At 51.9% G+C, this 10459-nt stretch carries 7 protein-coding genes; 3 read left to right on the top strand and 4 right to left on the bottom strand.

What is annotated here, in order from left to right; genetic code table 11:
- The first annotated feature begins 177 nt into the window (after positions 1-177).
- Positions 178-3102 carry a leucine--tRNA ligase gene (leuS, locus tag Q0294_RS04005; protein ID WP_299461164.1) on the top strand — a complete coding sequence of 975 codons (2925 nt, stop codon included), beginning with the start codon at positions 178-180 and terminating at the stop codon, positions 3100-3102.
- 69 nt (positions 3103-3171) lie between these two features.
- On the opposite strand, the gene Q0294_RS04000 is transcribed toward leuS, so the two are convergent.
- A complete protein-coding gene (locus Q0294_RS04000) occupies positions 3172-5631 on the bottom strand; it encodes a DUF87 domain-containing protein (protein WP_299461162.1) in 2460 nt (819 codons plus the stop codon).
- Positions 5632-5791: 160 nt separating this feature from the next.
- Positions 5792-6220 carry an acyl-CoA thioesterase gene (locus tag Q0294_RS03995; protein WP_299461160.1) on the bottom strand — a complete coding sequence of 143 codons (429 nt, stop codon included), beginning with the start codon at positions 6218-6220 and terminating at the stop codon, positions 5792-5794.
- 137 nt (positions 6221-6357) lie between these two features.
- Here Q0294_RS03995 and Q0294_RS03990 point away from each other — a divergent pair, with 137 nt between their 5' ends.
- Positions 6358-7275, top strand: a complete 918-nt coding sequence (locus Q0294_RS03990; RefSeq protein ID WP_299461158.1) for a carbohydrate kinase — start codon at positions 6358-6360, stop codon at positions 7273-7275.
- Between the two features lie 55 nt (positions 7276-7330).
- A complete protein-coding gene (locus tag Q0294_RS03985; RefSeq protein ID WP_299461156.1) occupies positions 7331-8155 on the top strand; it encodes a peptidylprolyl isomerase in 825 nt (274 codons plus the stop codon).
- Between the two features lie 7 nt (positions 8156-8162).
- On the opposite strand, the gene Q0294_RS03980 is transcribed toward Q0294_RS03985, so the two are convergent.
- Complete coding sequence (locus Q0294_RS03980) at positions 8163-9476, bottom strand: homoserine dehydrogenase (protein WP_299461154.1); 1314 nt, start codon at positions 9474-9476, stop codon at positions 8163-8165.
- 230 nt (positions 9477-9706) lie between these two features.
- On the bottom strand, positions 9707-10360 hold the full coding sequence (locus Q0294_RS03975) for an HNH endonuclease (RefSeq protein ID WP_299461152.1): 654 nt from the start codon (positions 10358-10360) through the stop codon (positions 9707-9709).
- Positions 10361-10459 lie beyond the last annotated feature (99 nt).

The following is a 10459-nucleotide window of genomic DNA, read 5'->3' as shown; positions in this document are numbered from 1 at the left end:
AGGCAGAATTGCAAAGTTTCTGAGGATGGCTAAACTTACTCTATTATTATAGAGATCACTGACAGGATACCTGTTTGTTTGTTACGATGTGCGGCCGGGGAAATTGCCCTGTTGCGCTGTAAATCGAATTTTTGACCGGGCCTTTGTGCCCATGACCAATTAGGAAGACCGGACACAATGCCTCGTTACGACGCCAAGCGGATCGAAACCAAATGGCAGACATATTGGGATCAGCACGAAACATTCAAGACTGGAGATTTTGTTGAAGGCAAAGAAAAGCTCTATGTCCTTGATATGTTTCCCTATCCGTCGGGCGATGGTTTACATGTCGGTCATCCGGAAGGATATACGGCGACGGACATCGTCTGTCGTCACGCCCGCATGCAAGGCAAACAGGTGTTGCATCCGATGGGCTGGGACGCTTTTGGTTTGCCGGCTGAACAGCACGCCATCAAGACCGGCACCCCCCCCCGGATTACCACCCAAAAAAATATCGATACGTTTCGTCGTCAGTTAAAGATGCTGGGATTCAGCTACGACTGGAGCCGCGAATTTTCCACGACGGACCCGGAATACTTCCGCTGGACGCAATGGATCTTTCTGCAGTTGTTTCATTCCTGGTTCGACGGCGAATGTAAATGGACGGGCCCCGATGGTAAAAAACGCGTGGGACGTGCCCGGCCCATCAGCGAATTGCCGATTCCCGCAAAAGTGAACGCCGCGGGCGAAGAAGCAGTCCGCCGCTATCAGGACCGTCAGCGGTTGGCCTATCAGCACGAAGCGCCAGTCAACTGGTGCCCGGCTTTGGGAACCGTATTGGCGAATGAAGAAATCATCGACGGAAAAAGCGAGCGAGGCAGCCATCCGGTCGAGCGCATTCCGTTGCGTCAATGGATGTTGCGCATCACAAAATACGGAGACCGGTTGATCGACGGCCTGGAATGTCTGGACTGGTCTGAGTCAATCAAGTCATTGCAGAAAAACTGGATCGGCCGCAGTGAAGGGGCGGAAGTCGATTTCTTTGTGGGCTCCGCAGATCAAAGTGCTGATTTGGATCAGGCTTTTGCAACATGGAAAAGCACACGCGGGGAAGCGGGTTTTCCGGAAGAGACTGAAACAGACGTTTTACGGATTTATACGACCCGCCCCGATACCTTATATGGGGCGACCTACATGGTGTTGTCGCCGGAGCATCCGTTTGTCGATCGCTTAACAATCGCCGAGCAGAAAGCAGCCGTTGAAACATATCGGAAAAAAGCCGCGCTCAAAAGCGACCTGGATCGAACCGATCTGGCAAAAGAAAAGACAGGCGTATTTACCGGCAGCTATGCGGTCAACCCGGTGAACGGTGAGAAAGTTCCGGTGTGGATTGCTGACTATGTTTTAATCAGTTACGGCACCGGTGCGATCATGGCGGTCCCTGCGCACGACTTGCGTGACTGGGAATTCGCCGTCGAATTCAACTTGCCCATCATTCCCGTCGTGGAGCCACCCGCTGGTTACGAGCCTTCGAAAGATGAGTTGGCGCTCGAAACAGAAATCGAAGGGGAAAAACGTACGCCGTTTTCCGGTTTTGGAAAAGCTATTAATTCCGGCGCTTTTGATGGAACGTCTACCGCGGAGTTCAAAAAACAGCTCACAGCAAATTTAGTAGAGCAGGGGGTCGGCAAAGGGGCCGTCAACTATCGTTTACGCGACTGGCTCTTCAGCCGTCAGCACTTCTGGGGCGAACCATTTCCGATCTGGCATGAACTGGATGCGGACGGCAAGATCACCGGTTTGATGCGTCCTGATTCCGAAGAGAGTTTGCCCGTTGAGCTTCCCGAGTTGAAAGAATTCAAACCGGCCGGCACTCCCGAGCCACCACTTTCTTCTGCTCCGGCAGAATGGTTGTATAAAACCGACGCCGACGGAAAACGTCTCATGCGTGAAGTCAACAGCATGCCTCAATGGGCCGGTTCCTGCTGGTACTATTTGCGGTTTGCTGATCCCCGAAACAACGAACGCTTCATTGACCCGCAGAACGAAAAGAACTGGTTGCCGGTTGACCTTTATATTGGCGGCGGCGAGCATGCGGTGTTGCATTTGCTTTATGCCCGTTTCTGGCATCAGGTTTTGTTTGACCGCGGGTTCGTGGTCTGTCCCGAGCCATTCCAGAAGCTGGTCAATCAGGGCATGATTTTGGGTGATGTCGAGTTGACGGGTTTTCAGACGGCAGATGGTGCCTGGGTTTCCTCCAAAGAGGTCGCGGAATCGGATGAGTCTGAAACGAAGTGGATCGAGAAATCAACGGGCAAACCGGTAAATATCTTGAGCTTGAAGTCGGATCAGGTACAAAAACAGGGTGAGGATTTTACGCTCGTTGAAGACCCTGCCATTTTTGTGAACAGCCGCGCTTATAAGATGTCGAAATCACGGGGCAATGTCGTGAACCCGGATTTTGTGGTTGAGCAGTACGGAGCCGACGCATTACGTATGTATGAAATGTTTATGGGACCGTTGGAAGCGACCAAACCCTGGAGCATGAGCGGAGTGGAAGGCGTCAGCCGATTTCTCGGACGAGTCTGGCGGTTGATGATTGAGGAACGTGTTGAGGACGTCACATTAAGTGAAGCGGTTTCGGAAGAGCCGCCGACCGAAGAACAGTTGCGGATCTTGCATAAAACGATCAAAGCGGTCACCGAAGACATCGCAAAAATGTCGTTCAATACGGCGATCAGCCGCATGATGGAATTTACGAATGCGATGGGGCAGCAGACAGTCCGATCGAAGGCCGTCCTGTCTGATTTTGTGTTACTCCTGTCACCATTTGCACCGCATGTTGCGGAAGAACTCTGGAGTGTATTAGGGCATGCCGACTCGTTGGCGTATCAACCCTGGCCCGAATTTGATGAGGCATTATTACAGGAATCCGTAGTAGAAATTCCAGTGCAGGTGAACGGGAAAGTGCGATCCAAAGTTTCCGTCGCGGCAGACGCCGATCAGGCCACGATGCAGCAGGCAGCCGAACATGACGAAACCATTGCAAAATACCTCGAAGGAAAAACCATCGTCAAGGCGGTGGTCATTCCCGGTCGCATGATTAACTTCGTCGTGAAATAGGACTTAAATCAGGGGCGAAGTGGAGAATGACTTCGCCCCTGTCTGTTCTCAAAACACAACGCAGAGTGATTATGCTTCGTCCAGACGGTACAGAGGTTGGCTGATACCTGTGGTGTCAACGGACCAGGGGAGCCAGGCGAACGAGACTTCATTCACCATTAAGTCCGACTTCCGGGGGCGGACTGGGTATTCTTCGATCTCAAAATCTTCCGGATGAATGGGTTCTTCCAGTTTGTCTAATTCCTGCTGAAACTCTGCTTCCAGTTCGGCGTATTTTTGCTGCTGGATTTCCAGAGCTTCTTTGGCGCGTCCGATGTCGCCGTGCTCTTTGGCGGCTTTTCCCATGTTGCGGGCGGCCGTTGTGGCTTTCTGGACGTTCGTGGCACTCGCGACTTTTCTACCCATGAGGGCACCGAAAATCGTCGTCCCCAGAGAGAGGAATGTGCTCATTTTTTTGTCACTGTATTGAGATTCTTCACGGGCCACGCGCTCTTCAGCGGCGCGGATGCGGTTTTTGATGGTGTCGAATTTGGCAGCATATTTGGTACGCAATTTTTCCATCTGCAAATCACGGTCTTCACGCATCAGTTGCTTGAGTCGCGTGCGAAAAGTGGCCTCGTTTTCGCTGGGATCGGAATACAGTTTGGGGTTGGCACTGAACCAGAGATTGAGCGGACGTTCCTGGTAGAGGTAGGTTTTCAAATCCTTTTCCCAGGTGCGATACTGGGCTGGTCGTGTCAGAGCAGACTCGACTTCGGCAAACTGGGCTTGCGTGGCGGGTTCGTTGTCGTATTCCAGATTGCCGGGAGGAATTTGAGTTGCTTCGTCCCAGAGCGACTCAGGAAGTTCGCCTGTGATCGTGGTCAGCAGCGCCACATCCTGCCAGAGATCGACTTTCGACTTGGCGTCTGCGTAACGTAATTTTGCCAGACCGATGATGCCGGGCCGATAAACGAGGCGGCTGCCTTGTGACAATAATGTCGACGGAGTGAAGATGCGTTGTTTGATCTCAGGCGGAATCAACGGTGGTTGAGTCGAGTCATGTTCTGCAGAGGCAACCATGTTGGGCGCCGTCGTTGTTGTTTCTACTGTCGCTTCCGCCAGCGCGTGCTTACGCGGATCCATCAGTGTTTTAATCTGCATACGCGTGAGCGGGCCGCGCAGGTAAGAAAGTGCCCAGCGGGTATGGAAGACGACGGGCGCATCTTCATGCACATTATGTAACAGAAAAACGCGACTACCCAGGCCGGATAGAATCGCTTCCATTTCCTGACGATGAAACTGGCCGCCGGCTGCCCCCGAAGCACTTTCCAGTCCATCCAGCAGGCGCGCTTTGTCGCGCTCGGTCTGCAGGCGGCCGATGAACCAGGTGCCCGTGTTTGAGAGCCCTTTGTAATCCAGGTCGACCGGGTTTTGTGTGGAGAGGACGATTCCCAGTCCATACGCGCGGGCCTGCTTTAACAGAGTCAGCATTGGTGTTTTGGAAGGCGGATTCGCAGTGGGAGGAAAGTAGCCGTAGACTTCATCCATATACAGAATGGCCCGCAGACTCGATGTTCCCGACTGGCTGCGCACCCAGGCAAGTAATTCATTCAGCAGCACGGTTACGAAAAACATGCGTTCGGATTCGGACAGGTGCGCGATCGAAAGAATCGAAATGCGCGGTTTTCCCTGTTTTGTCATCAACAGATTTTCAATGTTCAACGGGTCTCCCTGCATCCAGGTTTCAAATCCCGGAGAGGCCAACAGGTTATTGAGCTGCAGCGAGAGTTGCACACGATCTTTGGAAGGGTAAAACGTTTCCAGATCCAGAAAACCAATTTTATCGAACGGGGGAACCTGAATTTCCTGAATCAGGCTCGCGACAGAAAGATTGCGTTTTTCTTTCCAGGCTTTACTGAGAATGTTTGAGAGCAGAATGTGTTCGCGGCTGTTGATTGGATCCGCGTTGATTTTCAGTAACGCCAGCAGACCGGAAACCGCCGACATGATCCGATCCCGGAAGGCATCGCTGTTATTCAAAACGGCGTCGTTGGGCGCATCGAATGATTTTAAAACCGAAATCGGTAAACCTGCGTTACTGCCCGGTGTGTAGATGGCCATATCAACGGCGGAGCGGAGTCGTTCGATGCGACCGCCGTCCTGTTGCCAGTCGGCCAGTCCTTTTTTCCAGAGGTCTGCCGTCCAACTGGCATATTCGTCGGGGGTTTTTCCTTTGCGAACCGCTTCGCTTTCTTCAATCCAGGGGCGAAAGTCACTGGGCTTTAATTCCGGAAAGTTGAGCAGCAGGTTTCCCAGATCACCTTTCGGATCGATGGCGATCACGGGAATATCATCAATGGCGGCTTCTTCCAGCAGAGACAGGCAGAGCCCCGTCTTACCACTGCCGGTCATCCCGACACAGACAGCGTGCGTTGTCAGGTCTTTGCTGTCGTACAGAACCAGATCGTCTTTGACCGTTCCGTTTTGCAGGTCATATTCTCGACCCAGATAAAATGCGCCGAGCTTTTCGTAGGGTTGATCTGTCATTGCTCACCAAGAACGGGAAGAAGAGAGGAAAAACGGAAATTGATTTCAAAGTCTAGAACTGCCAGCGACTGTCCTGATGATAGAGTAACATGCGGAAACATCGATTTCACGTTTTGAGGGAAAATCTTCTTTGAAAATCGGAATCTGAATGGCCTGGTTATCAGACAGGTTCTTCCTGTTCGGAAACGATCGAAAAACACGAAGAAACTTCTTCAGGTATGCGGCGTGGCGTGAGATTTTCATAATTCACAAAAGCCCAGTTTGTCTCGGCGCGAACCAGCAGTTCCGAATCAGCAAGCCGTTTGATCCGGTATTTACGGAGGGATTTGACTTTCTGCAGTGTGGAAATCCAGGTCTGCACGATAATTTCCTCGTCGACAAACGCCGGCTGTAAATATTCAATATAGTGGCTCCGTGCCACCCAGCCGATTTTCATTTCCCGATAGCGGCGGGCGGACCAGCCGTTCGCGGTGGAATGCGCAACTGCCGCATCCTGTAGCCATTTCAGATAAACGACATTATTGACATGGCCCAGCCCGTCAATTTCCTCTGCTGTGACTAAATGACGGTATTCATAAATCCGATGCATGGAATTTGTATCCCCGCTTATGGTATGTTATTAACAGAAATCATCGTGTGATGTGTTGAGTTGAAATCGCGATTCTCTGCAGATCATCTGTTTCGAAATAGTGTAATTGAATTGAATGAGAATTGAATCAGAGTTCCATGAATAATTTAACGTCGCTGCCACTGGTAATCGGTTTAGGTGAATTGCTGTGGGATTGTTTTGGTGATGAGAGACGCCCGGGCGGCGCGCCGGCGAATGTTGCCTTCCAGGCGAATCAACTCGGCTGTCGAGGGACTGTTGTTACGCGCGTCGGACAGGATGCGCTGGGAACCGAACTGCTGGATTTCTTAACGCAGCAGCAGCTTTCAACAGAATATGTGCAGATCGATGAGACATACCCCACGGGGACGGTGACCGTTGAATTCACCGATGCTAACGATCCGCAGTATACGATTCATGAGCGAGTTGCCTGGGATCATCTGGAATTTAATGACAGGTTAGACGCGTTGATGAAGCAGTCGCAGGCCGTCTGTTTTGGCACACTGGCGCAGCGCGAGGAAGACTCGCGTGAGTCGATTCACCAATGTCTGGCCGCGACGAATCCGGATTGTCTGGTCGTGTATGACATCAATCTGCGGCAGCATTATTTTGATCGGAACTGGATCGAGCGGTCTCTGTCTGCGGCAAAAGTAGTCAAACTGAATCAGGAAGAAGTTCATGTTTTGTCCGGATTACTGGGTATTCCTGCAGGAGATCTGCAGGCGTTTGCGAAACAGCTTCAACAGAAGTATGGAGTAGAAGCTGTCTGTATTACGCGCGGCGCCGCAGGATGTTTGATTTATACCGATGATCAAGAATATGATATTCCCGGCACCCCAGTAGAGGTGGCTGATGCCGTCGGTGCCGGCGATGCGTTTACCGCGGCTTTGATTTCCCGTCGCCTGCTGGGATGGTCCTGGGAACAGGCGGCCCTGTTTGCGAATCGCGTGGGAGGCCTGGTCGCCAGCAAAGCCGGGGCAATGCCTGTCTTGCGGGCTGAGTTCGAACGCCTCAGCCAGGAAATTCAGAACAGCTAAACAAGTTTGAGTTCATAAATTTTTAATTACTTCAAATAGTGTAAGGATTGATTTGATGTCACGTTTGACCCTCTTGGCGTTGTCTCTTGTTGCGATGTGTATTTTGGGATGTTCCAGTGAAACTCCGACGGCCAGTGATCCCGGGCTGCCCGAAGCTGCTTCCACAGGTAAAAAGGCTGCTGCCACAAATGCGGAAAACTACCAGGTGCTACTGGAAACCACGAAAGGCAATGTCGTTCTGGAAGTGCATCCGGAGTGGTCACCCAAAGGGGCAGAACGCTTCAAAGAACTGGTGGAACTCGGATTTTATGATAATTGTGCTTTCTTCCGCGTGCTTGATGGATTCATGGCGCAGGTGGGAATCAATGGCGATCCAGAACTGCACGCCAAGTGGCGCGACAAAAACATTACGGATGATCCAGTGGTCGAATCCAATACACGCGGCACCGTCTCTTTTGCCAATGGAGGACCCAATACCCGTTCGACACAGTTTTTTATCAATTATGGTGACAACTCGCGATTGGATTATGGTTTCTCTCCTTTTGCGCAGGTGACCGAAGGCATGGATGTGGTGGATTCGCTGTACAAGGCGTATGGCGAAGGGGCACCAGGCGGACCCGGACCCGATCAACAGAGAATTGTCTTTGAAGGAAACGACTATCTGAAAAAAGAGTTTCCGATGCTGGATTACATCAAGAAAGCAACAATCATCGGCGCGCCTACCCAGGCCGAAGTGAAACCCGAGACTGCTGCTCCGGCTGCAAAAGAGGACAAACAACCGGCAGAACCAGCGGCTGAAAAATCAGACAAGAAAGAGGAAGCTGCCGCTAAACCGGAAACAGAGACTCCGAAAAAAGAAGCAGCCACAAAAGAAAACTAAACGAGGGTTAATCGTTAACCGGCATACGCACCAGGGGAGCCCGGATGCAAGCGAGTTCATCCAGCTCCCTGCTGGCTGCCTGGAAGCGTCCTTCCGTTGTGCGGTGGGTCATAATGACCAGCGGCACAATCGGGTAGTCTTCACTTTGATCAACTTCAGGCGCTTCGTGTTGTACCAGGCTGGCGATGCTGATCTGGTGGTCTCCCAGCACGTTTGTGATATCCGCCAGGGCGTGCGGACGGTCTTCCACGTTGAGTCGCAGGAAGTAACGCCGGGAGATTTCTTCGCGGGGCATGATCTTAATGTCCCGACGCGGATTCCAGAGATCCAGCCGGGGAAAGGTAATCGCGGCCCGGCCGACGGCAACGTCGATCAGGTTGGCGACCACTGCGGAAGCGGTCGCCATCTGTCCGGCTCCCATGCCTGACAGCCAGACTTTTCCGACCGCATCCCCTTCCAGGGCAATCTTGTTGTAGGCGTCTTCCACGTGGGCCAACGGGTTGTCATTGCGAATCAGCGTAGGCTGGGCATGCATTTCGAGTTGGCCATCCCGCAATTTGGCGACCGCCAGTAATTTGACGGTGTAGCCCAGTTCGGACGCGTATTGTAAATCGGCCAGAGAGAGTGAATCGATTCCCTGTCTGAGAAATTGATCCAGGCCGACTTTGATGCCGAGCGCCAGTTGCACCAGGATTCCGAGCTTCTGGGCGGCATCAGTGCCATCCACGTCCATCGCGGGATCGGCTTCCGCATAACCAATTTGCTGAGCACTCTGAACTGCATCTTCATAGCTGACGTTGTGCGAAAACATTTGTGTCAGAATATAATTGCTGGTTCCGTTCAGGATGGCCTCTATCGAAGTGATCTGGTTGGCCGACATGGCCTGAGTGACGGTTTCGATTAAGGGCACACCGCCGGCGACTGCCGCTTCGAAGCAGATGCAGCGTCCCAGTTCTCTGGCACGTTGGAACAGGCTTTCTCCCTTTTCACAGAGGAGAGCTTTGTTGGCAGTGATGACGTCTTTGCCGCTTTCCAGAACCCGCAGCATGATCTCGTAAGCAGGATTAATCCCGCCGACCAGTTGGATGACCACATCGATAGAGGAATCATTGATGACTGCTTCAATGTCGTCCGTCAGTACTCCGGGCGCGAGGGCCACGTCGCGTGTTCGGGCAAGATCTTTGACGACAGCCCGCTTGAGGTGAATCGGGCGGCCTGCACGCAGCGTCATTTGTTCGACGCGATTCAGCAGGATTTTCGCGACGCCAGTGCCTACGGTTCCCATACCGATAATGGCGACATTTAAGGGAGAAGACGACATTCCAGATTCCTGAATTTGTAAACACGATGAAAGGGTGCGAGGGGCTTTTGATTCAGCCTCGTACTATAGACGGTTCCCGGGGTAAGTGAAACCATTGCCTGAGAAATCAGTTGATTTCAGTCTGGTAATATCGTCGAATTTATCGATTTTAAGGGTCTGTTCAAGACCGAAATCATGTTGGCGGGTGCAGCGGATTTGTGAAAAGGGGCGGGTGTACTCAGGGCTTCAGATCAGTCGCAGGAGAGTAACTCTTTACTGCCGATAAAATTTTTCCAGCAGGCATACTTCGCATGATTCACCTGTTGTTGCAGAACCGGGTTTCGGCTGGGTTTGGCGGGCTTCTGGAGCAGTTTCATACCCGCCTGAGAAGGCGTGCGACCTCCTTTTTTGGTATTACAGCGATGGCAGGCACTGACGATATTTTCCCAGTTCATCCCCCCTCCCTGGGAGCGCGGGACGACATGGTCCAGACTGAGTTGTTTCAAGCTGTATTTTCTCTGGCAGTATTGGCAGCGATAACTGTCTCTGATAAAGATATTGCGACGATTGAATTTGATCGTATTATTGGGGATGCGATCATAGCGGAGCAAACGAACCACACGCGGAACCTGAATTTCGAAGTTGACCGAGAGAACCCAGTCCTCGAGTTCATTTCGTTCATTAAATTCAGATCTCAGCTCACTGATTTCAATCCAGGAACTGAAGTCATAGTTCATGAAGCTGCCATCTTCAACGCTGATGACTTCCGCGATGTCTTTACTAAGCAGGCAGAAAGCTCGCTTGGCGGAGATGACATGGACCGGCGAATAAGTCTTGTTCAGCGCCAACACGCTCGCCTGCATGGCGCTGGACTGTGCCTTCTTCCCGGTAGTTGCTGAAATCATATGGCGCCCACCCTCCAGATCTCTTAGCAAGGTTATGGCAATATCAAGGTACGATTTAACTCAACGCGACTCACAAAGAATGAATCATTGGAATTGTCG

Source organism: uncultured Gimesia sp. (assembly GCF_937919775.1).
Taxonomy (GTDB): Bacteria; Planctomycetota; Planctomycetia; order Planctomycetales; family Planctomycetaceae; genus Gimesia.
Note: the sequence above shows the minus strand (reverse complement) of the source record. Positions and strands in the feature narration are given on the sequence as shown.

Excerpts from the sequence above, each read along its gene's own strand:
- Q0294_RS03990 (WP_299461158.1), top strand. The coding sequence starts at position 6,358 with ATGAATAATTTAACGTCGCTGCCACTGGTAATCGGTTTAGGTGAATTG.
- leuS (WP_299461164.1), top strand. The coding sequence starts at position 178 with ATGCCTCGTTACGACGCCAAGCGGATCGAAACCAAATGGCAGACATAT.
- Q0294_RS03985 (WP_299461156.1), top strand. The coding sequence starts at position 7,331 with ATGTCACGTTTGACCCTCTTGGCGTTGTCTCTTGTTGCGATGTGTATT.
- Q0294_RS03980 (WP_299461154.1), bottom strand. The coding sequence starts at position 9,476 with ATGTCGTCTTCTCCCTTAAATGTCGCCATTATCGGTATGGGAACCGTA.
- Q0294_RS04000 (WP_299461162.1), bottom strand. The coding sequence starts at position 5,631 with ATGACAGATCAACCCTACGAAAAGCTCGGCGCATTTTATCTGGGTCGA.
- Q0294_RS03975 (WP_299461152.1), bottom strand. The coding sequence starts at position 10,360 with ATGATTTCAGCAACTACCGGGAAGAAGGCACAGTCCAGCGCCATGCAG.
- Q0294_RS03995 (WP_299461160.1), bottom strand. The coding sequence starts at position 6,220 with ATGCATCGGATTTATGAATACCGTCATTTAGTCACAGCAGAGGAAATT.